The organism is Pseudolysinimonas sp., assembly GCF_051954455.1.
Classification (GTDB): Bacteria; Actinomycetota; Actinomycetes; order Actinomycetales; family Microbacteriaceae; genus Pseudolysinimonas.
In genome coordinates, this window is the sequence record NZ_JBQCHS010000033.1 from 100,025 (window position 1) to 120,900 (window position 20,876).

Consider the following 20,876-nt stretch of genomic DNA (forward strand, 5'->3'; position numbering starts at 1 on the left):
GCGACGGCGAGGCCGACCGGGAGCCGCCGTTGTCAGGCTGCGTTCAGGTTCGCTCGGTGCCGTCCGCCCGACGATCGCGCGCGCGGTCCTGTGCACGGTGCACGACGCTGAGCAGCGAGCCGATCACGATGACGGACCCGACGACGATGACCAGCCCGACCGCGACGATGCCGAGCGCCGCCGGCTGAGCGCCGAGGAGGCTCAGGCCGGTCGACGTCACGCGCGACGGGTCGATCACGAACCAGGCGACCCCGACGCCGAGCGCGGCGACGACGAGCCCCCAGACGACCGCGGCGACCCGGATCCGGGGGCGGCTCTCGGGTGTCGTCTCGCGCGTCGTCTCGGGCGTGGCAGCAGTGCCGGTCACGGGGTCGCTCCTTCGGTCGGTGCGGTGCTCGGTGCGGTGGAGGTGGTGAAGGACGGGGTGGGGGTCGGCTCCGGGGTCGCGTCCGACCGGGCCGGCGAGATCTGGATGGAGCCGGAGTAGAGCTGGAGACGGAGCGTCACCGCCGGGGTCCCCGTCCCGTCCACGAGGTCGTAGTGCGCGACGCCGCCGCGGACCGAGTCCGGCGTCAGGAGCTCGAGATCCCCGTTCGATCCGATCCGGCCCATGGAGCCGTCGTGCACCGTCGCGATGATCCGCACGGCGGCGCCGTCCTCCACGAGAACATCCATGAGGCCGCCGCGCTGCCAGACGTCGACCACGGTCCCCGGCGCACTCCGCCCGGGTGCGACGAAGAACGACGTCTCGCCGCCGGCCCGCGCGTAGCTTCCGCTGCGGGTCGTGTCGAGCCCGTACCCGCCCACCCACGGGACGAGCTGCCGGTCGGCGGCGACGGGCACGGTGACGAGCGCGCCGACGAGGGCGAGCACGGCGAAGGCGGCGAGCGCCCCGGCCCGCCGCCGCGCGAGGCCCGCGACCGCGAGACCGAGCCCGAAGACGGCTGCGGCCGCCGCGAAGCCGGCCGGCCAGCCGCCCGCGCCGCGCGGCACGGCGAGAGCGGTCGCGATCCCGACGCCGGCACCGGCGATGAGGGCGAGCCCGAACACGATGCCGATGACCGCGCCGCCGGCCCACGGCTCCCGGCGTCGGCGCTCGGCGAGCAGCGCGTGACGCTGCTCCGCCCAGGCCGCCTGGGCGGCGAGGCGGCGGGCGCGGTCCTCGGCTCGTTGCCGGGCGACCCACGCGGCGCGCTGCTGCTTCCAGGCCTCCTGCTGCGCCTTCCAGGCGGCGAGTTCGGCGTCGCTCGCGCCGGCGGCCGGGACGGCGGGCGCGGTCGGGGGCGCGGCGGCCGAGGCCGCCGCGGTCGGCTCGGTGACGAACGCCGCGGCCTCGGCGGGGCGCGGGATGGTCTCGGGCCGGTCGTCGGTCGTGGCCGGCACCGTCGGTACCTCCGGGTGCGCGGACCGGCGGGCCAGCCCGACGACCACGAGCACCGCCACGACGATGACGACGATCGTCCAGAGGATCCGCCCGGCCGAGGACGCGAAGTCGGGCTCGCCCCAGTAGACGGCGCCGACCCACCAGAAGCCCTGCGTCAGCGGGAGGAACGAGGCGACCGTGAGGGCCGCGATCGCGACCACGGCGCCCTCGACCCGGCCGCGGGCGAGCGTGAGCGCGTGGATCGCGCCCTTCTCGTCGGGCAGCAGGAACCACGCCGCCGCGTACGCGAGGACCACGGGGGCGCCGAGCACCGCGAGCACGACGACGACCCCCCGGACCAGGATCGGGTCGAGCCGGGTGCGCTCGGCGACCGCGGCGCAGACCCCTCCCAGCCATCCCGTGCGGCGCACCAGGCCGAGGCCGCGGATCCAGCGGAAGAACCGCGGCTCGGGCGCGGGCTCCGGCGCCGCCGAGGCGGTCGGGGCCTCGGGCCCGGAGTCGGGCGGCGTCTCGGCCTCGGGCTCGGATGACGGGGGTGCGGATGCCATGTCTCGATGCTGGACCGCGAGCGTCGCTCGGCTCCATGGGGTGAACCCCTGATCCGACCCTGATCCCGGGCCGCGGCCGCCGGGCCTCGTGCTTGGATCGTCGCATGACCGCCGCCCCGACCCGCCTCGAGCGGCCGGCCCGCCCGGCCCTCCGCCGCCCGCGGCGCATGGTGCTCGGCGGCGTGTGCGCGGGCGTGGCGCAGCATCTCGAGCGGCCCGTGGGCGCGATCCGCCTCGCCGCCATCGTGCTCGCGCTCCTCGGGGGGGGCGGTGTCCTGCTCTACCTCTGGCTGTGGGCGCTCGTGCCGCTCGCCGAGGAGGAGGCGCCGCGGGTCCGCCGCTCGATCCCCGGGGCGACGATCCTGGTGAGCCTCTCCGGCGTCGCCGCCGTGATCGCGCTCGGCATCGCGCACCTCGATACCGCCCGCACCTCCGCGCTCGTGCCGGCGGCCGTCGACAGCGCCGCGCTCGCGATCCTCGCCCTGGTCTGGACGCTCGTCCTCGACCGCGCGGACCCGCGGCACGACGCACGGTACCGCCGCGCCGTCGGCGCCGTCGCGGGCGGCATCCTCGTCGCCGAGGGCATCCTGCTGCTGCCCATGCCGCACTCGATCCTGGCGACGGTGCTCGGCCTCGTGGTCGCGTTCATCGGGGTCGTGATCCTCATCGCCCCGCGGATCGTCGGGCTCTGGACCGACCTCATGACCGAGCGCACCGCGCGCGACCGCGAGTCGCAGCGCGCCGAGATCGCGGCGCACCTGCACGACTCCGTGCTGCAGACCCTCGCGATCATCCAGCACCGCGCGGGCCCGCAGAGCGAGGTCGCCCGCCTCGCCCGCGCCCAGGAGCGGGAGCTCCGCGACTGGCTGTTCGCCGGCACCGACCCCTTCGCCGGCGATGCGGCGACCGAGCTGCGGACCACGGCCGGCGAGCTCGAGCTCGCGCATCCCGTGCGCTTCGAGATCGTCACGGTCGGCGACACCGCCGACATCCGCAGCGGCGCCCTCATCGGCGCGGCCCGCGAGGCGATGCTCAACGCCGCCCGGCACGCCGGCGGCGACGTGGCGGTCTACCTCGAGGTCGGCGAGGACGCCGTGGAGCTCTTCGTGCGCGACCGCGGCGCGGGCTTCGACGTCGACGCGGTCGCGGAGGGACGGATCGGCGTGCGCGAGTCGATCGTCGGGCGCATGGAGCGCTCCGGCGGCCAGGCGACCGTCCGCAGCGACGATCGCGGCACCGAGGTGCGGCTGCGCCTCCCGCTCCCGGCGGCGCGCGCGTGAGGGTGCTGCTGGTCGACGACCACTCGATCTTCCGGGCGGGTCTCCGGGCCGAGCTCGGCGACGCCGTCGAGGTCGTGGGCGAGGCGGCGACGGCCGACGAGGCGGTGCAGATGGCGCACGAGCTGCGTCCGGACGTCGTGCTGCTCGACGTGCACCTCCCCGGCTCCGAAGGCGGCGGCGGCGAGGTCCTGCGGCGCTGCGGCGACCTGCTCGGTGAGGTCCGGTTCCTCGCGCTCAGCGTGTCGGACGCCGCCGAGGACGTGGTGGGCGTCATCCGCGCCGGGGCCCGCGGCTACATCACCAAGACCAGCTCGGGGGCCGACGTCGTCCGCGCGCTGACCTCGGTCGCCGACGGCGACGCGGTGTTCTCGCCCAAGCTCGCGGGCTTCGTGCTCGACGCCTTCGGCGCTGCCCAGGGTGAGCAGGCGACCGCCGAGGACGAGCTCGACCGATTGAGCGCCCGCGAGCGCGAGGTCATGCGGCTGATCGCGCGCGGCTACGCGTACAAGGAGGTCGCCTCCGAGCTCTACATCTCGATCAAGACGGTCGAGACGCACGTCTCCGCGGTGCTGCGGAAGCTGCAGCTCTCCTCCCGCCACGAGCTCACGGCGTGGGCCCTGGAGCGGAAGCTGCTCTAGGCGCCGGCCGGGACGTAGCGGTACGACGCCCCGCGGTGCTCCGCCGGGAGCCGGTCCCCGCGCCCGTGCAGCTTCTGCCGCAGCGTTCCCGGCTCGTACTCGGTCGGGTACACCCCGCGCTCCCGCAGCACCGGGATGACGTACTCGATGACGTCCTCCCACGTGCCCGGCGTGATCGCGTAGGCGAGATTGAACCCGTCGACGTCGGTCTCCTCGACCCACGCCTGCAGCTGGTCGGCGATCTCCTCCCCCGACCCCACGATGTAGGGTCCGAGCCCGCCGATCGCGCCGTGCCGGCCGATGTCGCCGACCGTGAACTCCCGGCCCCGCTCCGCCGACTCCGCGAAGTTCTGCACGACCGACTGGATCGCGTTCGACTTCACGTTGCCGACCGGCTCGTCGAGGTCGTAGGTGGAGAGGTCGATGCCCATCCAGCCCGACATGAAGACGAGCGCGCCCTCCTCGCTCGCGTAGGAGAGGAAGTCGGCCTCCTTCTCGCGCGCCTTCTCGGGCGTGGAGTCGGTGATGATCGTCAGGAGCGTGTAGATCTTCGCCGCGTATCGGTCGCGTCCCGCCGCCTCGAGCGCGTCGCGGATCCGCGTCACGGTGCCGGTCAGCACCTCCTTGGTCGGCGCTGCGACGAAGATCGCCTCGGCGTTCTCGGCCGCGAACGTCATGCCGCGCTTCGAGGCGCCCGCCTGGTAGATGACGGGCGTGCGCTGCGGCGACGGCTCCGAGATGTGGATGCCGGGCACGGTGAAGTGCTTCCCCCGGTGGCCGATCTCGTGCACCTTCGACGGCTCGGTGAAGACGCCGCGCTCGCGGTCCTTGACGACCGCGTCGTCCTCCCACGACCCCTCCCACAGCTTGTAGAGCACCTCGAGGTACTCGTCGGCGTGGTCGTAGCGGTCGTCGTGCTCGAGCTGGTCGTCGGCGCCCATGTTGCGCGCGGCGCTGGGCAGGTAGCCGGTGACGACGTTCCAGCCGACGCGGCCCTTGGTGAGGTGGTCGAGCGTCGTCATGCGGCGCGCGAACGGATAGGGATGCTCGTAGGCGGTGCCCGCCGTCACCCCGAAGCCGAGATGCTCGGTCACGAGCGCCATGGCCGAGACGAGCATCATCGGGTCGTTGACCGGCACCTGCGCGCCGTGGCGGATGGCGGCCTCGTTGGTGCCGCCGTAGACGTCGTAGGTGCCCAGCACGTCGGCGATGAAGATCCCGTCGAAGGTGCCGGATTCGAGGAGCTCGGCCAGCTCCGTCCAGTACTCCAGCGTGTTGTAGGTGGCCGACCTGTCGCGCGGGTGCCGCCACAGCCCCGAGGACTGGTGCGCCACGCAGTTCATGTCGAACGCGTTGAACCGGATCTGTCGAGGGGCCATGCCGGGATCCTCCCGGCTCTGCCGGGGCGCGTCGACTCGGGGCGCAACGCGACGTCACATGCCGCAGCGGCGGGCTACGGGCAGATCAGCCGCGTCGGGGTGTGCTGGTCGCGCGTGCGTTCGACGACGTGCGCGCTCATCTCCGCCCCGCAGAGAGGGCAGGTGCTGAGCCGCGGTTCCGCCGGTCGCTCGCCTCCCCTCCCCGGCCCGAGCTGCGCCGGCCCCATGAACGGGAAGATCGCGCGGTTGAGGCGGTCCCACCACCGGAGCGGCGTCTGCTGTGCGTCCACGGATAGTGAGTGTACTAACTATTCGTGCACTACGCTTGACCTCGTGCCCGCCTCCTCGACCTCTCCGGCGCCCGACGACCTCCTCGCCCTCGACCGGCAGGTCTGCTTCGCGCTGGTGACCGCCGCGCGCGACGTGGTCGCCCTCTACCGCGAGGTGCTCGAGCCGCTCGGGCTCACGCACCCGCAGTACCTCGTCATGCTCGCCCTCTGGGAGGAGAGCCCGCAGAGCGTCAGCTCGCTCGGGCGACGCCTCTCGTTGGAGCCCGCCACCCTCAGCCCGCTGCTGCGCCGGCTCGAGGCCGCCGGCCTGCTGGAGCGCAAGCGCAACCCGGAGGACGAACGGGCCCTCGCCGTCGAGCTCACGACCGCGGGCAGGGAGCTGCGCCAACGCGCCCTCGACGTGCCGCCGACGATCATGGCGCGCCTCGGGATCGCGCAGGACGACCTGGTGGCCGTCCGGGACACCCTCCTCGGGCTGGGGCGGGCGGCCCGGATGGGCCTCGTCCCGGCGTGACGGGTCAGCGACCGCGGTGCTCCTTGGCGAGCGCCTTCAGGTCGTCGCCGATGAGCCCCATGCGGCGCTGCCGCTCGGGCGTCGTCAGGCGGTCGCGGAGCGTCCAGGCCTGCTCCGTGCGCTCCGCGAGGCTCGCTCCGACCTCCTCCCAGGCCTGACGGCGCGCCACCTCGACCATGCCGTCCAGGTGGTCGTCGTCGGCCGACAGCCGGATGAGCCGCTCGGCGAGCGCGGCGCTCGCCTCGATCCGCCGGTCGAGGTGCTCGATGTCGCCCGCGCGGTAGTCCGACTGGTGCGACGCCTTGCCGGGTCGATCCTCGGCGCGGTCCCGCTCCTCCTCCAGCCGACGGGCGTCGAGACGCGCCTCGACCGCCAGCCGCCGCAGCTCCTCCCGGGCGAGCTCGCGGGCGCCCTCCGGCCGGTAGTCGGCGCGATCGCGGAGCGCGCGGAGGATGACCTCGTTCTTCACGGTCATGCGGGCGGCCGACTCCGCGATGAGCAGACCGTCGTCGACGAGGTCCTCCAGGGTCGCCGGAGGCGCGGGCTCGGGAGCCCGGAAGGTGCCGACGTCCGCCCGCCGGCGTCGCCGCCATCGCATCAGCTCCGATGCTATGCGGCGCGTCCGATTGTGCGCGCGGCGCGAAAGAGGTGCAGGATCATCTGGGTCCGCAAGAGAGGAAGCCCGATGTTCGGACGGAACCGTCCCGCCGCGCCCACGGAGGCCGAGGTGCTGCAGCTGCGCGCCGCCGCCATCGCGGAGCCGTGCGACGAGACGCTGCGCGCCTTCGGCGCCGCCGCCTACCTCTACGAGCTCGGCACCGACGGATCCTGCGCCAAGCGAGCGGGAGAGGCCGCGGTCCGGATGTGGCGCGAGCGCGGCGACGTGCCGCCGCTCGCCTTCGTCGACCGTCTCTCCTACTGACCCGCGCTACGTGAGGAGCTCGAGCTCCCGCAGCTTCGCCTCGACGGCGGCGTTGCTCGGCTCGACCTGGTGCGCGCCGTCCGGGTAGACGACGACCGGGATGTTCATCCGGCCGGAGATCCGCTGCGCCTCGTCGGCCAGCTCCTTCGACTCCTCGACGTCGAGGTAGTCGTAGGCGATGCCCAGCCCGTCGAGCTGACTCTTCGTGCGTCGGCAGTCGCTGCACCAGTCGGCGCCGTACATCGTGATGCGTTCGGGGGTCACGTCGAAGCCAACCGGACGGAGCGCCGCATCATTCCGACCGATCCGATCGTCGATGCACCTGATGTGGTGCGCGAGGGGGGACTTGAACCCCCACGCCCTTGCGGGCACTGGCACCTGAAGCCAGCGCGTCTGCCAATTCCGCCACTCGCGCGTGGACCGCATCCCTGCGGTCAACCCTGCGACGATACCATCCGCGGGGCGGCCGCGAGTCCGTGAGGCGGCCGGACGCCGTTCGTTCTCCCGGGTCGGGCGGATAGCATGCGGGATACCGATGGAGAGGGGAGCCCCGTGGGGATTCTCGACAGCTTCGAGAGGGGCTTGGAACGCGTCGTCAACGGCGCGTTCGCGAAGACCTTCAAGAGCGGTCTGCAGCCCCTCGAGGTCACGGCGGCCCTGCGGCGCGAGCTCGACACGAAGGCCGCCGTCGTGGCGCGCGACCGCATCCTCGTCCCGAACGACTTCACCGTGCGGCTCTCGCCCGAGGATCACGCACGCATGACCGGCCTCGGCCCGGCGCTCATCGACGAGTTCACGCAGCTCGTGCAGCGGCACGCCGTCGCGCAGCGCTACGCATTCGCGGGCGGCATCTCGATCGTGCTCCAGCGCGACGAGAGCGTCGGCACGGGGACGCTCCGCATCGACTCGCAGACGGCCAAGGGCGAGATCTCGTGGAACCCCGTCCTCGACATCGCCGGCAAGAGGTTCCCGCTGCGCAAGGGGCGCACGGTGATCGGGCGCGGATCCGACGCCGACGTCACGATCGACGACACCGGAGCATCGCGGCATCACGCCCAGGTGCTCTGGGACGGCGCCCGCGGCGAGATCGACGATCTCGGCTCGACGAACGGCACGGTGCTCAACGGGCAGCGGATCACGAAGGCGCCGCTTCCGGCCGACTCCGTGATCGAGATCGGGCGCACCCGTATCGTGTTCCGGGTGCTCCCCCAGTCCGCGTCGTCCGACGGCCTCGCCCCCGCGCGGCACGAGGGCGGTCGATGAACGCCAGCAGCCTGACACTGCTGGTGCTGCAGCTGGGCTTCCTGCTGCTCATGTGGGTGTTCGTCTTCGTCGTCGTGTTCGCGCTGCGCTCCGACCTGTTCGGGCAACGGGTGCGCAAGATGCCCGCGGCGCCCGCGAGCGTCGCTCCCGCCCCGGTTCCGGTCGGCGCTCCGGCGGCCGCCGCCCCCGAGGCGCTCACCGAGCCGGTCCGTCGCCAGCCGCCGCTCGCCGACGCGGCCACGCCGCGCCGTCTCGTCATCACGAGCGGACCGCGCGAGGGCATGGCGATCGACCTGCCGGACGAGCAGCTGACCATCGGGCGCTCCAGCGAATCCGGCCTCGTCATCCGCGACGACTACACGTCCACGCATCACGCCCGGCTCATGCTGTGGAACGACCAGTGGGTGGTGCAGGACCTAGACTCCACGAATGGCACGTTCCTCGACGGAGCCCGTGTGACGCTGCCGACCCCCGTCCCCCCGAACGTGCCGGTGACCATCGGGACCACGACGTTCGAACTGCGGCGGTAGCCCCGTGGTCACGACCTCGTCCAGCGCGGCCGTCTCGCACGTCGGAAGGATCCGGAGCAACAACCAGGACTCCGCCTACTCCGGTGCGCACCTCTTCCTCGTCGCGGACGGGATGGGCGGCCACGCGGGCGGCGACGTCGCGTCCGCGATCGTCGCGCAGCGCGTCGCCGAGGCCGATCAGAGCTACGCGAACCCCCACGACGCGGAGTTCGCGCTCCAGTCGGCGCTGATCGCCGCGAACTCGCTCCTCGCCGAGACGGTGTTCGAGCACAGCGAGCTGACCGGGATGGGCACCACCGCGAGCGGCATGATCCGCGTCGGCGGGCAGATGGTCATCGCGCACATCGGCGACTCGCGCATCTACCGGCTCCGCGACGGCGAGCTCGAGCAGATCACGGCCGACCACACCTTCGTGCAGCGGCTCGTCGACTCCGGGCGGATCACGCCGGAGGAGGCCGCGGTCCACCCCCGCCGCTCCGTGCTCATGCGGGTGCTCGGCGACGTCGACGCGGCGCCCGAGATCGACACCAAGATCCTCGACACCCGCCCCGGCGACCGCTGGCTGCTCTGCTCCGACGGGCTCTCGAGCTACGTCGCCGAGGAGAAGATCGCGTCGATCCTGCAGACCGTGACGGGCACGCAGGCCGCCGCCGACCGGCTCGTCAAGGAGAGCCTGGATCATGGCGCCCCGGACAACGTGACGGTGGTCATCGAGGACATCGGCGACGTCGAGGACACCGCCGCCGGCCCGCTCTTCGTCGGCTCGGCCGCCGCGCCGCTCAGCTTCGAGAACGAGACCGCGCGCCGCCCGATCCGACTGCCCACCCTGCTGCTCCACCCCCTCAAGGCGACCCAGCCCGAGGACGCCCACTTCGAGCCCGAGCGCGAGGGCTATCTCGAGGAGCTGCTCGAGGAGGACCGCCGCCGCGCCATCCGTCGCCGGGTCACCTGGATCGTCGCCGTCGTCGTGGCGATCGCCGCGATCGTCGCCGCCGTGGTCATCGGCTATCAGTGGACCCAGTCGCGCTACTACGTCGGCGTCGACCACGGCCGGGTCGCCGTATACCGCGGGGTGCAGCAGAACGTCGGGCCGATCAAGCTGTCGAGCGTCTACCAGCCGACGACGATCGAGGTGTCGGATCTGTCGTCGTTCGAACGGCAGAACGTGGAGCGGACGATCGCGGCCAACGATCTGCGCGACGCGCTCGCGATCGTCGACCGGCTCCAGAACGCGGCGGGCGCGAAGCAATGACGGCCACCGGTACGGCGATCCCGGCGACCGACGGCGCCGCCCCCCGGACGGCGCTCACCGAGACCATCCGGATCCGGCTGCGCACCCCGGCCCGGCGCCGCAACCTGGAGCTCGTCCTGCTGATCGGCGCGTTCGTCCTCGCCGGCGGTGCGCTCGTGCTCGTCGACCTGGGGGCGCTCGGGCGCATCGGCGGCACGATGGCGCTCCTCGAGGCCCTGCTCGCAGTGCTGCTGCTCGGGGTGCATGTGACGCTGCGCGTCGTCGCGCCCGATGCCGACCCGTTCGTGCTGCCGATCGCGACCGTGCTCAACGGCCTCGGGATCGCCGAGATCACCCGCATCGACATCGAGCGCGGCATCTCCGGATGGGACGCCCTCGGCGTCAAGCAGATCGTGTGGACGGCGATGGCGATCGTCATCGCCCTCGTCGTGCTGCTCGTCATCCGCAACCACCGCGTCCTGCAGCGCTACCGCTACATCGCGATGTTCGTGGCGATCGCGCTCCTCCTGCTGCCGATGCTGCCGGGCATCGGGCGCACGATCTACGGCGCCCGGGTGTGGATCGGCATCGGACCGTTCAGCTTCCAGCCGGGGGAGATCACCAAGATCGCCCTGGCCGTGTTCTTCGCCGGCTACCTCGTGACGGCGCGCGACTCGCTCGCCATCGGGGGGCGGAAGCTGCTCGGGATGCGGCTGCCGCGCGTGCGCGACCTCGGCCCGATCCTCGTGGTCTGGCTCGCCGCGATGGCGGTCATCGTCTTCCAGCGCGACCTCGGCACCGGGCTTCTCTACTTCGGCCTGTTCCTCGTCATGATCTACGTCGCGACGGGCCGTCTCAGCTGGGTGATCCTCGGGCTGCTGCTCTTCGGCGGCGGGGCGTTCGTCGCGAGCCGCGCCCTCGGTTACGTCGGCGATCGCGTCGACGGCTGGCTCAACGCCTTCTCGCAGTCCAACTACGACGCCAAGTTCGGCGGCACCTACCAGCTCGTGCAGGGCCTGTTCGGCATGGCCGACGGCGGCCTCATCGGCACCGGCCTCGGGCGGGGGCAGCCGAACATCACGCCGCTCGCACAGAGCGACTTCATCATGTCCTCGCTCGGCGAGGAGCTCGGCCTGATCGGCATCTTCGCGATCCTCGCGCTCTACCTGCTCTTCGTGTCGCGCGGGTTCCGGATCGGGTTCACCGGCCAGGACGACTTCGGCCGTCTGCTCGGGGTCGGGCTCGCCTTCGTCGTCGCGCTGCAGACCTTCACCGTCATCGGCGGCATCACCCGTGTGATCCCGCTGACCGGGCTGACGACGCCCTTCCTCGCCGCGGGCGGATCCTCGCTCGTCGCGAACTGGATCATCGTCGCGCTCCTGCTGCGGCTCTCCGACTCGGTGCGCAGCCAGCCGCACTGGGTGGTCGACACGCCCTCGAATCCGATGGGAGCGATCCGATGAACAAGGAGCTGCGTCGCGTCAGCATCGTCGTGCTGATCATGTTCCTCGCCCTGTTCGGGTCGTCGACGATCATCCAGGTCTTCCAGCAGGACAACCTCAAGTCGGACAGCCGGAACTCACGGCAGTACTACGCGAGCTTCAACACCCAGCGGGGCGCGATCCTCGTCGACGGCCAGCCGATCGCGCAGTCCGTGGCGTCGAACGACGTCTACAAGTACCAGCGCGTGTACGCGAACGGGCCGCTGTACTCCGCGGTCACGGGCTACTCGATCATCAACGGCGCACCGACGGGCATCGAAGGCGCCGAGAATCAGGACCTCAGCGGCAATTCCGGCGACCAGTTCTTCGACCGCATCAACGCGATCGTCACCGGGCAGGAGCCGCAGGGCGCGTCCGTGTCGCTGACGATCGATCCGAAGGTGCAGCAAGCCGCCTACGACGCGCTCGGCGACTACCAGGGCGCGGTCGTCGCGCTCGACCCGAAGACCGGCGCGATCCTCGCCATGGTGTCGAAGCCCGACTACGACCCGAACCAGCTCGCCTCGCACGACACCAAGCAGGCCGCGGCGACGTACAAGCAGCTGCTCGCCGACCCGGGGAACCCGCTCGTCAACCGCGCGATCAACGGATCGCTCGATCCGCCGGGTTCGACGTTCAAGCTCGTCGTCGCGTCGGCGGCCTTCGCCAACGGGTACACCCCCGACAGCGCGTTCCCCAACCCGTCGCGGCTGCAGCTGACCGGCACCAACACCTTCATCACCAACTCGGAGGGCGGAGACTGCGGGGGCGGGGCCACCGCGACGATCAAGGTGGCGCTGCAGTACTCGTGCAACATCCCGTTCGCCCAGCTCGGCGGCGAACTCGGCTACGACAAGGTCTCGGCGCAGGCGAAGGCCTACGGGTTCGGTGACGACAGCCTCCGCATCCCGATGAAGGTGACGCCGAGCGTCTATCCGCAGACCACCGATGCTGCGCGCCAGGAGCTGTCGAGCTTCGGCCAGGCCGACGACCGCGCCTCACCGCTCCAGATGGCCATGGTCTCGGCGGCGATCGCGAACGGCGGAGAGCTCATGCGACCCAATCTCGTGCAGTCGATCACCAACTCCAACCTGTCGACCAAGCAGAGCTTCTCTCCGCAGAGCTACGGTCAGCCGGTCAGCTCCGACATCGCGTCGACACTCACTCAGCTGATGGTCAACAACGTCGACAACGGCGCCGCCAGCAATGCAAGAATCAGTGGAGTTCAGGTCGCGGGCAAGACCGGCACAGCACAGAACGGCGCGAGGAATCAGCTGCCGTACACCCTCTGGTTCACCGGTTTCGCCCCGGCGGACAATCCCCAGGTCGCGGTCGCGGTCGTGGTGCAGAACGGCGGCGGCATCGGGCATGCCGGCTTCGGCAACACGCTGGCGGCTCCGATCGCCAAGAAGGTCATTGAGGCGGTGCTGAGCAGATGAGACCCACGAGCGGCCTCACCTTCGGTGGCCGGTACCAGCTGGGCAACCGCATCGCCATCGGCGGCATGGGCGAGGTCTGGCAGGCCACCGACCTGGTGATCGGGCGCACCGTCGCCATCAAGATCCTGAAGGACGAGTACCTCGGCGACCCGGGCTTCCTCGAGCGCTTCCGGGCCGAGGCGCGGCACGCGGCGCTCGTCAACCACGAGGGCATCGCGAACGTCTTCGACTACGGCGAGGAGGACGGCTCCGCGTTCCTCGTCATGGAGCTCGTGCCGGGCGAGGCGCTCTCATCGATCCTGGAGCGCGAGCACACCCTGCCGACCGACAAGGTGCTCGACATCGTCGCGCAGACCGCGTCGGCGCTGCAGGCGGCCCACCAGGCCGGGCTCGTGCACCGCGACATCAAGCCGGGCAACCTGCTCATCACGCCCGACGGACGCGTGAAGATCACCGACTTCGGGATCGCGCGGATCGCCGACCAGGTGCCGCTCACGGCGACCGGCCAGGTGATGGGCACCGTGCAGTACCTGTCGCCCGAGCAGGCGAGCGGGCATCCCGCGTCGCCGTCGACCGACATCTACTCGCTCGGCATCGTCGCCTACGAGTGCCTCGCGGGCCGACGCCCGTTCACCGGCGAGTCGCAGGTCGCGATCGCCATGGCGCAGATCAACGAGGCGCCCCCGGAGCTCCCGATCACGATCGCCGAGCCCGTGCGCAACCTCGTCTACGCGTGCATCGCGAAGCGCCCCGAGGACCGCCCCGCGACCGCCGCCCACCTCGCGCGCGCCGCGCAGGCGCTCCGCCGGGGCGACGTGCAGGGCGCCATCGCGGCCGTGCCGGGCGTCGCCGGGCACGACCCGATCAGCTCCTTCGCCACCGACACCCAGGCCGCCACGCGCGTCATCGGGGGAGCCGGCTTCGGCGCCGCCGCGGGGGCGGGCCTGGGCGCGGCGGCCGCCACGACGGCGACCACGGAGACCCCGGTGCGCCGGCGGAATCCCTGGATGTGGCCGCTCATCGCGATCGTCGCGGTGCTGGCGGTCGCGCTCGTCGCGATCATCATCCTGCTGCTCGGGCGGCCGAGCGACGCCCCGTCGCCGAGCCCCACCCGATCGTCCCCGACGCCGTCGGTGTCGTCGAAATCGCCGTCCCCGACGCCGACGCCCACCTCCGACACCACGAACATCAACCCTGCCGACTACGTGGGCAAGCCGTTCGACCAGGTGGAGGCGGCCCTCGCGAACCTCGGTTACGAGGTCAACCGCGCCAACGGCCCCGTCGCGACCACGCCCGCGCAGGAGGGGACGGTCTCGAACCTCAACCCGACCGGCAACGTGCAGAAGGGCAAGACCATCACGGTGTCGGTGTATCAGGACTACCCCGGTCCGCCCGCACCGAGCGCGGCGACCGCGCCCTCCGGCAACCAGCACGGCACGATCACCATCAGCTGGCCGCGGTACACCGGATGTCCGAGCGGCTATGCGCTGAGCGGCTACGTCTTCAACGGCGGCCCCTCGAGCAACTACACCGTGCAGGGCGGCAACACGGTGGGCGCCGACGCGACGAGCGTCGACATCACCCTCAGCTCGACCGCGAGCTCGGCGACGGTCACCTACGTCGCCACCTGCGGCTCGGCCGGCCTGCAGTCGGCGACCTCGAATCCGCTGACCATCCCCATCGGCTGACGTGGCGGGACGGGCGCCCGAGGGCCGCGCACTACACTGAACCGGTGTCTGGGACGGAGACGGTGACGAGCGACACGGGGGGGACCCCCGACGTCCGCGTCATCGCCGGTCGGTACCAGCTGGGGTCGCTTCTCGGGCACGGCGGCATGGCCGACGTCTACGCCGGGACGGATGCGCGCCTCGGGCGCCCCGTGGCCGTCAAGCTGCTGAAGCCCGCCCTCGCCAACGACCCGTCGTTCCGCACCCGGTTCCGGCAGGAGGCGCAGGCCGCCGCCCGCATGGCGCACCCGACGATCGTGCGCGTGTTCGACGCGGGCGAGGAGACGGTGCGCGAGCCGTCCGGCATCGAGGTCCAGGTGCCGTTCATCGTCATGGAGCGCGTCGACGGCACCCTGCTGAAGGACCTCGTGGCCGCTGGTCCGCTCGATCCGACCGAGGCGGTGCGGATCGTCTCCGGCATCCTCACCGCGCTCGAGTACTCGCACCGAGCCGGCGTCGTGCACCGCGATATCAAGCCGGGCAACGTCATGGTGACGTCCACCGGCCAGGTCAAGGTCATGGATTTCGGCATCGCGCGCGCGATCTCCGACTCGTCCGCCACGATCGCGCAGACGAGCGCGATCCTCGGCACCGCCCAGTACTTCTCCCCGGAGCAGGCCCGCGGCGAGGCGATCGACGCCCGCACCGACCTCTACTCGACCGGCGTCGTGCTCTACGAGCTGCTGACCGGCCGCCCGCCGTTCCGCGGCGACACCGCGGTCGCGGTGGCCTACCAGCACATCAGCGAGGCGCCGGTCGCGCCCCATGTGCTCAACCCCGCGATCTCGCCGGCGCTCAACGCGGTCGTCATGCGCGCCCTCGCCAAGAACCCCGACGAACGCTTCCAGACCGCCTCCGACTTCGCCGCCGACCTCGAGATCGCGGCGACCGGCAAGGTGCCCGATCGCGCGCCCGGGGGCGGCGACGACTTCAACGCGACGCTGTTCGGCGTCAGCCCGACCTCGACCGCCGCCTCGTCGGCCACCCTGCGCCGGCTCGCCGAGGACACCGACGACCCCGCGCCGCGGACCCAGAGCCGCCCGCCCGTCGCCTGGATCTGGGGCGGCGTCGGCGTCATGGCGGTCATCATCGTCGCGGCGCTCGTCTGGGTGTTCAGTCTCACCCCGCAGAACCTGATCGGCCCGAACGCCTCGGCGAAGGTGCCGGACGTCATCGGGATGGATTGGAAGAAGAGCGGCCAGTCCAAGCTCGAGGCGGCGCAGCTGAAGCCGACCGAGGTGCTGCAGAGCTCCACCAAGGTCGCCCAGGGCGCGATCATCGCGATCGATCCTCCCGTCGGCACGACGGTGCTGCCCGGGACTCCGGTGACCGTGACCGTCTCGACGGGTCGGCCGGCGGTGACTCTGCCGAGCCTCCTCTACAAGAGCCAGGACGACGCGACCGCCACGATCACCGCCGCCGGGCTCAAGGTCGGCAGCATCGACCAGCAGAACTCTCCGTCCGTCCCTGCGGGGCAGGTCATGGGCATCCAGGCCCAGGGTCTCTCGGGGCTGCAGGCCGACAGCGTGCAGGTCGACGCCGGCACGACGATCGACCTGGTCGTCTCCAACGGGCAGGTCGAGGTCCCCGATCAGCGCGGGCAGCCGTTCGCCGCGGCCCGCGACGTCCTAAGCGGTCCGGATTACCAGCTCCAGGTCAAGCTGCAGGCGAACGGCGGCTGCTCGGGCGGCAACGTCACGACGCAGTCGCTCATCGGCCCCGCGCCGCAGAAGTCGGCGGTCACGCTGACCTACTGCGCCGGCTGACCGGTCCGCGGCAGCTAGAGACGCACGAGCGGCGACAGATCCTTCGCGCGCGCGGCCGCCTCCGGCATCCCGGCGGCGGCGAGCCAGTTGCCGAGCATCGCGTAGCCGCCCTCGGTCATGACCGACTCGGGGTGGAACTGCACGCCCTCGATCGGCGCCGCCCGGTGGCGGAGCCCCATGATGACGCCGTCCTCCGTCCGGGAGGTCACGACGAGCTCGTCGGGGACGGTGCCGTCGACGACGGCGAGCGAGTGGTATCGGGTGGCGCGGAACGGCTGCGGAACCCCGTCGTAGAAGGCGCCGTCGTCGTGTCGCACCTGCGAGGTCTTGCCGTGCATGAGCTCCTCGGCGTGCGTCACGGTCGCTCCGAGCGCCTCGGCGATCGCCTGGTGGCCGAGACAGACGCCGAGCAGCGGCGACCCGACGGCGAGGGCCGCCCGCACGACCGGGATCGAGACGCCCGCGTCGGCGGGACTGCCGGGACCGGGGGAGAGGAGCACCGCGTCGTAGTCGGAGATCCGCCCCGCGACCTCGTCGTCGGAGAACGCGTCGTTCCGGACGACCTCCGTCGCGGCCCCGAGCTGCTGCAGATAGCCGTCGAGGGTGTAGACGAAGCTGTCGTAGTTGTCGACGACGAGAACGCGCAACGCGGTCATGTCTTCTGCACCGTGACGTCCTGCGGGGCGACGAACGTCTGCACCCACGGGAAGACCCACAGCACGAGGGCGGTCACGAGCGCCGCCAGCAGCACGAGCAGGATGAGCACCCGCACCCACCACGGGCCGGGCAGCACCCGCCAGAGGGCCGCGTACATCAGTGCCCCCCCTCGACGGTCTTCAGCACCTCGGCCGGCGCCCCGCCGCCCGGCTGCCCGGGCGTGCGCGGGTAGAACTTGTCGAACATCCCGTACGCGATGATGCGCTCGGCCGTCGAGTAGAACGGGTTGCAGCTCGTCAGCGTGATCACGCGGTCGGTCGGCTGCACCCCCGGAGTCTGCGGCACCGGGGCGAGGACCCCGACCCCCGTCGGCTGCACGTACTCGAGATTGCGGAACGAGTACTGGTACCAGCCGTCCTGCGTCTCGACGAAGATGTGGTCGCCGACGTGGAGCTGGTGGATGAGGTGGAGGTTGCCGCCGTAGGCCGACCGGTGCGACGCGATCGCGAAATTGCCGACCTCGCCGGGCATCTGGGTGGTCGGGTAGTGACCCAGGTGGTACTTGTTCAGCACGTCGGCGACGCCGATGCCCTGGGCGATCGGCCGGTAGTAGTCGGCCTGCCCGGGCTGGTTCCAGCGCGGCACGAGGAGGTAGGCGAACACCTGCGCGTTGCCCGGCGCGGTCGAGACCGGGATGGCGCCGGAACCGGTGGTCGGCGCCGTCGCCGCCTTGCGATCCCACTCCCTGGTCTGCTGCGTGGCCTGCTGATGGAGCTGGTTGCCGACCAGGATGTCCTGCAGCCACAGCTGCCAGCCGAGGAACATCAGGACCAGGACGCCGGCCGTGATGAGCAGCTCGCCGAGGATGCCGACGACCGAGATCCGGCGGCGTGCCCGCGGCGCACGCACGGCCACGTCCCCCTCGGGCTCGGTCATGTCGAGCATCATACGGCTCACGAGCGCGCAGAGGCCTGGCAGGGGCCGTCGGCTACACTGCGGGCATGGCCCGAGCGAAGACCCGCAGCAGCAGCGAGCCGAGGGACGAGACGGCCCGGGGCGAGGCCGCCCCCAACCCGGTCTGGTTCAAGCCGGTCATGTTCGGCTTCATGCTGGTCGGTCTCGCGTGGATCATCGTCTTCTACCTGAGCGGCCAGCAGTGGCCGATCGCGCAGCTGGCGAACTGGAACATCGCGATCGGCTTCGGGATCATGTTCATCGGATTCCTGATGACGACGCGCTGGCGCTGACCGCCCGCAGCTCCCCGCCTCTGCTCGAATTACACGCGTGTGATTCCTCCACACTGTGGACGAGCGTGTGGAAAACTTCCCTACGCGTACGCCTCGGGGTGGGTCACGACGCACAGCACCGTGATGATCACGAGCGCCGCGGCGACGCCCGCGATGCCGAGGATCTGCGTCGTCCGCTGATCGGTGCGTCGCGAGCGCATGAGCACGGCGCCGACAGCGAGGCCCGTGAGCAGACCGCCGACGTGGGCCTCCCACGCGATGCCGGGCACGAAGAAGCTGAAGGCCAGGTTCGCGATGACGACGATGATCAGCTGCACCGGCTGCACGCCGAGCGCCTTCCGCATCGCGATCGTCGCGCCGAGGAGGCCGAAGATCGCCCCCGAGGCGCCGAGCGCGGCCGACGGTGCGAGCAGTGTGCCGATCCAGGTCGCCGAGGCGCGGTCGGTGACGACCCAGAGCTGGTAGACGAGGACGACGCCGAGGCTGCCGCCGAGCGCCGTCACGAGGTAGAGCGCCAGGAACCGCAGCCGGCCGAGGAACCGCTCCAGCATGGGCCCGAAGATGAACAGCGCGTACAGGTTGAAGAGGATGTGGAGCACGCTTCCCGGCGAGTGCAGGAACGCGGAGGTCAGCATCCGCCATGGCTCGGACGCGATGCGGCTCGGGTCGAGCGCGCCGGCGCCGGTCACGACGCTGCCGATCAGCACCTGCGCCAGGTACACCAGGATGCAGAGCCCCATGATGACGTAGGTGACGACGGGCACGCCCTGGGGGAGGAGCCGGCGGAGCGTTCCCGTCGCGCCGCCCCGGGACGCCGCGATCGAGGCGCGTGCGTCGCGCATCTCCTCGGGGCACAGCACGCCGACCGGCGCCGGCGTCTGGCACTCGGTGCAGATCGGCCGGTCGCAGCGCTGGCAGTGGATGTAGGTCGGCCGATCGGGGTGCCGGTAGCAGTAGTCCGGCGCCGGATCGGCGGCGTGGTCGGTCACAGGCCCGTCGCGAGCTGGCGGATGATGGCGATCGCCACGAAGAACGCGGCGCCGCCCACCATGATCAGGTAGGGCGTCGACGGCTTGGCGCGGCGGTCCTCGAACAGCCGGAACAGCATCATCGACCCGATACCCGCGCCGAACGCTCCGACGATGGCGAGGATCCCGAACGGGTAGGTCACGAGGTTGAGCACGAGCAGGACGCCGAGCATGACGAGCATCTGAGTCCGCGCCTGCGGCACCGACCAGGCCATCACCAGGTAGCAGCCGAGCAGGCCGAAGATCGGGGTGAAGAGCCCCGTCTCGGGCTGGCCGGCGATCGCCATCCACGCGGCACCCGTCGCCCCCGAGACGAGGAAGAGGGCCGCGAACCGGGGCCGGCCGAGCTGCCGCTCGATCATCGGGCCGTTGAGCAGCAGGAAGACGATGCCGAGGAGGAGGCTGAGGATCGGCGCGAACCCGAGACCCGTGTACACGAAGTCCGTCGTCACGAACCGCCAGATCTGCCAGACGGGCGCGACTCGCGGGTCCAACGCCAGCAGCAGGTACGGCACGGTCGTGAAGAGACCGACGATCCAGATGACCAGGGTGATGCCGGCGGCGGCCCAGCTGAGGACGGGGGTCGAGTCGCCGGGGCGCAGCATCCCGAGGAGCGCGCGCTGCCAGCCCGGCCGGTCGTCGAGCGCGGTCGTGCGACGCGCACGCACGCGCTTCGGCTTCGCCGGTTGGGGGCGGGGACCCGCAGCCGGGGTCCACTGGACCGATCCTCCCAGTTCCTCGATGCAGGTCGGGCAGCGCACCCCCTGCGGGGTGAGGATCTGGCACTCCGGGCAGATCGTGCGGCCGCACCGCTCGCACAGGGTCCAGCTGGTGCGGTCCGGATGGCGGTAGCAGACCGAGGCGTCGGCCTCGGCGCCGGCTCCGCTCACGTGCGTCCTTCGCTCAGAGCTGGCGGACGTCGACGCCCGTGATGACGACGTCCTCCAGCGGCTTGTCGCGGCCGTCGGTGGACACGCCCTCGATCTCGTCGATCACGCGCTTCGAGGCGTCGTCGGCGACCTCGCCGAAGATGGTGTGCTTGCCCTGCAGCCACTGCGTCGGCGCGGTGGTGATGAAGAACTGCGAGCCGTTCGTGCCACGGCCGCCCTGGATGCCGGCGTTCGCCATCGCCAGAACATAGGGCTCGTTGAAGTTCAGCTCGGGGTGGATCTCGTCGTCGAACTGGTAGCCGGGGCCGCCGATGCCCTTGCCGAGCGGGTCGCCGCCCTGGAGCATGAACTGCGGGATGATCCGGTGGAAGATCACGCCGTCATAGAGCGGCTTGGTGGTCGGCTGGCCGGTCTGCGGGTCGGTCCACTCCTTGGCGCCGGTCGCCAGGCCGACGAAGTTGTCGACCGTGACCGGCGCGTGGTTGCCGAACAGGTTCAGTGTGATGTCGCCGTGGTTGGTGTGCAGGGTCGCGACCGCGGTGGGAGCAGGCATGCGCCCGATTCTGTCATGCGCGCCTCCGACGATGCTCGGAGCGGACGTCCAGGCGGGGGACAGGACCGGTGTCGCGGCCCCGTGCAAGGATGGTGCTGACGGCCGCTCA

General features: G+C 71.6%; 24 protein-coding genes and 1 tRNA gene. 12 read left to right on the top strand and 13 right to left on the bottom strand.

The features are described 5' to 3' along the window. Positions 1-43 precede the first annotated feature (43 nt). Together ACTHM3_RS14070 and ACTHM3_RS14075 are read right to left on the bottom strand one after the other, a co-directional pair. Positions 44-367 carry a hypothetical protein gene (locus ACTHM3_RS14070; RefSeq protein ID WP_440406857.1) on the bottom strand — a complete coding sequence of 108 codons (324 nt, stop codon included), beginning with the start codon at positions 365-367 and terminating at the stop codon, positions 44-46. Further along, complete coding sequence (locus ACTHM3_RS14075; protein ID WP_440406858.1) at positions 364-1,932, bottom strand: PspC domain-containing protein; 1,569 nt, start codon at positions 1,930-1,932, stop codon at positions 364-366. Before ACTHM3_RS14075 ends, ACTHM3_RS14070 begins: the two co-directional genes overlap by 4 nt. A gap of 104 nt (positions 1,933-2,036) precedes the next feature. On the opposite strand from ACTHM3_RS14075, the gene ACTHM3_RS14080 reads away from it, so the two are divergent. Continuing rightward, positions 2,037-3,212 (top strand): PspC domain-containing protein, encoded by a 1,176-nt coding sequence (locus tag ACTHM3_RS14080; RefSeq protein ID WP_440406859.1) that lies wholly within the window; start codon positions 2,037-2,039, stop codon positions 3,210-3,212. Continuing rightward, the gene (locus ACTHM3_RS14085; RefSeq protein ID WP_440406860.1) at positions 3,209-3,850 is read left to right on the top strand and encodes a response regulator; all 642 of its coding nucleotides are present in this window, start codon (positions 3,209-3,211) and stop codon (positions 3,848-3,850) included. Before ACTHM3_RS14080 ends, ACTHM3_RS14085 begins: the two co-directional genes overlap by 4 nt. Here the strand turns inward: ACTHM3_RS14085 and ACTHM3_RS14090 are convergent. After that, positions 3,847-5,229 (bottom strand): LLM class flavin-dependent oxidoreductase, encoded by a 1,383-nt coding sequence (locus ACTHM3_RS14090; RefSeq protein WP_440406862.1) that lies wholly within the window; start codon positions 5,227-5,229, stop codon positions 3,847-3,849. The two genes, ACTHM3_RS14085 and ACTHM3_RS14090, sit on opposite strands and share 4 nt — an antisense overlap. A 74-nt stretch (positions 5,230-5,303) precedes the next feature. After that, positions 5,304-5,519 (bottom strand): hypothetical protein, encoded by a 216-nt coding sequence (locus ACTHM3_RS14095; protein WP_440406863.1) that lies wholly within the window; start codon positions 5,517-5,519, stop codon positions 5,304-5,306. Positions 5,520-5,562: 43 nt separating this feature from the next. Here ACTHM3_RS14095 and ACTHM3_RS14100 point away from each other — a divergent pair, with 43 nt between their 5' ends. Continuing rightward, entirely contained in the window at positions 5,563-6,033 is a 471-nt protein-coding gene (locus ACTHM3_RS14100; protein WP_440406864.1) for a MarR family winged helix-turn-helix transcriptional regulator, read from the top strand. A 4-nt stretch (positions 6,034-6,037) separates the two neighbouring features. Here ACTHM3_RS14100 and ACTHM3_RS14105 read toward each other — a convergent pair whose 3' ends face one another. Then, positions 6,038-6,631 carry a hypothetical protein gene (locus ACTHM3_RS14105; RefSeq protein WP_440406866.1) on the bottom strand — a complete coding sequence of 198 codons (594 nt, stop codon included), beginning with the start codon at positions 6,629-6,631 and terminating at the stop codon, positions 6,038-6,040. 87 nt (positions 6,632-6,718) lie between these two features. Between ACTHM3_RS14105 and ACTHM3_RS14110 the strand changes: the two genes are divergently transcribed. Further along, the gene (locus ACTHM3_RS14110; RefSeq protein ID WP_440406868.1) at positions 6,719-6,955 is read left to right on the top strand and encodes a hypothetical protein; all 237 of its coding nucleotides are present in this window, start codon (positions 6,719-6,721) and stop codon (positions 6,953-6,955) included. A 6-nt stretch (positions 6,956-6,961) separates the two neighbouring features. Here the strand turns inward: ACTHM3_RS14110 and ACTHM3_RS14115 are convergent, their stop codons facing one another. Together ACTHM3_RS14115 and ACTHM3_RS14120 are read right to left on the bottom strand one after the other, a co-directional pair. Further along, entirely contained in the window at positions 6,962-7,219 is a 258-nt protein-coding gene (locus tag ACTHM3_RS14115; protein ID WP_440406869.1) for a glutaredoxin domain-containing protein, read from the bottom strand. Positions 7,220-7,283: 64 nt separating this feature from the next. Continuing rightward, positions 7,284-7,370, bottom strand: a tRNA-Leu gene (locus ACTHM3_RS14120). A gap of 137 nt (positions 7,371-7,507) precedes the next feature. Between ACTHM3_RS14120 and ACTHM3_RS14125 the strand changes: the two genes are divergently transcribed. Genes ACTHM3_RS14125 through pknB form a run of 7 tightly spaced genes read left to right on the top strand, consistent with a single transcriptional unit; the run spans position 7,508 to position 16,392 of the window. After that, positions 7,508-8,218 (top strand): FhaA domain-containing protein, encoded by a 711-nt coding sequence (locus ACTHM3_RS14125; RefSeq protein ID WP_440406870.1) that lies wholly within the window; start codon positions 7,508-7,510, stop codon positions 8,216-8,218. Beyond that, on the top strand, positions 8,215-8,748 hold the full coding sequence (locus ACTHM3_RS14130; protein WP_440406871.1) for an FHA domain-containing protein FhaB/FipA: 534 nt from the start codon (positions 8,215-8,217) through the stop codon (positions 8,746-8,748). The genes ACTHM3_RS14125 and ACTHM3_RS14130 overlap by 4 nt, the downstream gene beginning before the upstream one ends. A gap of 4 nt (positions 8,749-8,752) precedes the next feature. After that, positions 8,753-10,000: a PP2C family protein-serine/threonine phosphatase gene (locus ACTHM3_RS14135; RefSeq protein ID WP_440406873.1), complete on the top strand. Its 1,248-nt coding sequence runs from the start codon at positions 8,753-8,755 to the stop codon at positions 9,998-10,000. Then, a complete protein-coding gene (locus ACTHM3_RS14140) occupies positions 9,997-11,442 on the top strand; it encodes an FtsW/RodA/SpoVE family cell cycle protein (RefSeq protein WP_440406875.1) in 1,446 nt (481 codons plus the stop codon). Before ACTHM3_RS14135 ends, ACTHM3_RS14140 begins: the two co-directional genes overlap by 4 nt. Continuing rightward, positions 11,439-12,899 (top strand): peptidoglycan D,D-transpeptidase FtsI family protein, encoded by a 1,461-nt coding sequence (locus tag ACTHM3_RS14145; RefSeq protein WP_440406877.1) that lies wholly within the window; start codon positions 11,439-11,441, stop codon positions 12,897-12,899. The genes ACTHM3_RS14140 and ACTHM3_RS14145 overlap by 4 nt, the downstream gene beginning before the upstream one ends. After that, a complete protein-coding gene (locus ACTHM3_RS14150) occupies positions 12,896-14,587 on the top strand; it encodes a protein kinase domain-containing protein (protein WP_440406878.1) in 1,692 nt (563 codons plus the stop codon). The genes ACTHM3_RS14145 and ACTHM3_RS14150 overlap by 4 nt, the downstream gene beginning before the upstream one ends. Positions 14,588-14,631: 44 nt before the next feature. Next, positions 14,632-16,392, top strand: coding sequence for a Stk1 family PASTA domain-containing Ser/Thr kinase (pknB, locus tag ACTHM3_RS14155; protein ID WP_440406880.1), 1,761 nt, complete (start codon positions 14,632-14,634; stop codon positions 16,390-16,392). Between the two features lie 14 nt (positions 16,393-16,406). Here the strand turns inward: pknB and ACTHM3_RS14160 are convergent, their stop codons facing one another. Genes ACTHM3_RS14160 through ACTHM3_RS14170 form a run of 3 tightly spaced genes read right to left on the bottom strand, consistent with a single transcriptional unit; the run spans position 16,407 to position 17,985 of the window. Beyond that, positions 16,407-17,048, bottom strand: coding sequence for an anthranilate synthase component II (locus ACTHM3_RS14160; RefSeq protein ID WP_440406881.1), 642 nt, complete (start codon positions 17,046-17,048; stop codon positions 16,407-16,409). Next, positions 17,045-17,206, bottom strand: a complete 162-nt coding sequence (locus ACTHM3_RS14165; protein ID WP_440406882.1) for a hypothetical protein — start codon at positions 17,204-17,206, stop codon at positions 17,045-17,047. The genes ACTHM3_RS14160 and ACTHM3_RS14165 overlap by 4 nt, the downstream gene beginning before the upstream one ends. Further along, positions 17,206-17,985 (bottom strand): class E sortase, encoded by a 780-nt coding sequence (locus ACTHM3_RS14170; RefSeq protein ID WP_440406884.1) that lies wholly within the window; start codon positions 17,983-17,985, stop codon positions 17,206-17,208. The genes ACTHM3_RS14165 and ACTHM3_RS14170 overlap by 1 nt, the downstream gene beginning before the upstream one ends. A gap of 65 nt (positions 17,986-18,050) precedes the next feature. Here ACTHM3_RS14170 and ACTHM3_RS14175 point away from each other — a divergent pair, with 65 nt between their 5' ends. Continuing rightward, entirely contained in the window at positions 18,051-18,296 is a 246-nt protein-coding gene (locus ACTHM3_RS14175; protein ID WP_440406886.1) for a cell division protein CrgA, read from the top strand. A gap of 80 nt (positions 18,297-18,376) precedes the next feature. Here the strand turns inward: ACTHM3_RS14175 and ACTHM3_RS14180 are convergent, their stop codons facing one another. The 3 genes from ACTHM3_RS14180 to ACTHM3_RS14190 are packed head-to-tail and all read right to left on the bottom strand — an operon-like array spanning position 18,377 to position 20,767. Beyond that, positions 18,377-19,285 (bottom strand): rhomboid family intramembrane serine protease, encoded by a 909-nt coding sequence (locus ACTHM3_RS14180; protein WP_440406887.1) that lies wholly within the window; start codon positions 19,283-19,285, stop codon positions 18,377-18,379. Beyond that, positions 19,282-20,214: a rhomboid family intramembrane serine protease gene (locus ACTHM3_RS14185; RefSeq protein WP_440406889.1), complete on the bottom strand. Its 933-nt coding sequence runs from the start codon at positions 20,212-20,214 to the stop codon at positions 19,282-19,284. The genes ACTHM3_RS14180 and ACTHM3_RS14185 overlap by 4 nt, the downstream gene beginning before the upstream one ends. A 13-nt stretch (positions 20,215-20,227) precedes the next feature. Then, positions 20,228-20,767 (bottom strand): peptidylprolyl isomerase, encoded by a 540-nt coding sequence (locus ACTHM3_RS14190; RefSeq protein ID WP_440406891.1) that lies wholly within the window; start codon positions 20,765-20,767, stop codon positions 20,228-20,230. Positions 20,768-20,876 lie beyond the last annotated feature (109 nt).

Excerpts from the sequence above, each read along its gene's own strand:
- ACTHM3_RS14165 (WP_440406882.1), bottom strand. The coding sequence starts at position 17,206 with ATGTACGCGGCCCTCTGGCGGGTGCTGCCCGGCCCGTGGTGGGTGCGG.
- ACTHM3_RS14105 (WP_440406866.1), bottom strand. The coding sequence starts at position 6,631 with ATGCGATGGCGGCGACGCCGGCGGGCGGACGTCGGCACCTTCCGGGCT.
- ACTHM3_RS14170 (WP_440406884.1), bottom strand. The coding sequence starts at position 17,985 with ATGACCGAGCCCGAGGGGGACGTGGCCGTGCGTGCGCCGCGGGCACGC.
- ACTHM3_RS14145 (WP_440406877.1), top strand. The coding sequence starts at position 11,439 with ATGAACAAGGAGCTGCGTCGCGTCAGCATCGTCGTGCTGATCATGTTC.
- ACTHM3_RS14110 (WP_440406868.1), top strand. The coding sequence starts at position 6,719 with ATGTTCGGACGGAACCGTCCCGCCGCGCCCACGGAGGCCGAGGTGCTG.
- ACTHM3_RS14130 (WP_440406871.1), top strand. The coding sequence starts at position 8,215 with ATGAACGCCAGCAGCCTGACACTGCTGGTGCTGCAGCTGGGCTTCCTG.
- ACTHM3_RS14080 (WP_440406859.1), top strand. The coding sequence starts at position 2,037 with ATGACCGCCGCCCCGACCCGCCTCGAGCGGCCGGCCCGCCCGGCCCTC.
- ACTHM3_RS14175 (WP_440406886.1), top strand. The coding sequence starts at position 18,051 with ATGGCCCGAGCGAAGACCCGCAGCAGCAGCGAGCCGAGGGACGAGACG.
- ACTHM3_RS14150 (WP_440406878.1), top strand. The coding sequence starts at position 12,896 with ATGAGACCCACGAGCGGCCTCACCTTCGGTGGCCGGTACCAGCTGGGC.
- ACTHM3_RS14075 (WP_440406858.1), bottom strand. The coding sequence starts at position 1,932 with ATGGCATCCGCACCCCCGTCATCCGAGCCCGAGGCCGAGACGCCGCCC.
- ACTHM3_RS14190 (WP_440406891.1), bottom strand. The coding sequence starts at position 20,767 with ATGCCTGCTCCCACCGCGGTCGCGACCCTGCACACCAACCACGGCGAC.
- ACTHM3_RS14140 (WP_440406875.1), top strand. The coding sequence starts at position 9,997 with ATGACGGCCACCGGTACGGCGATCCCGGCGACCGACGGCGCCGCCCCC.
- ACTHM3_RS14090 (WP_440406862.1), bottom strand. The coding sequence starts at position 5,229 with ATGGCCCCTCGACAGATCCGGTTCAACGCGTTCGACATGAACTGCGTG.
- ACTHM3_RS14160 (WP_440406881.1), bottom strand. The coding sequence starts at position 17,048 with ATGACCGCGTTGCGCGTTCTCGTCGTCGACAACTACGACAGCTTCGTC.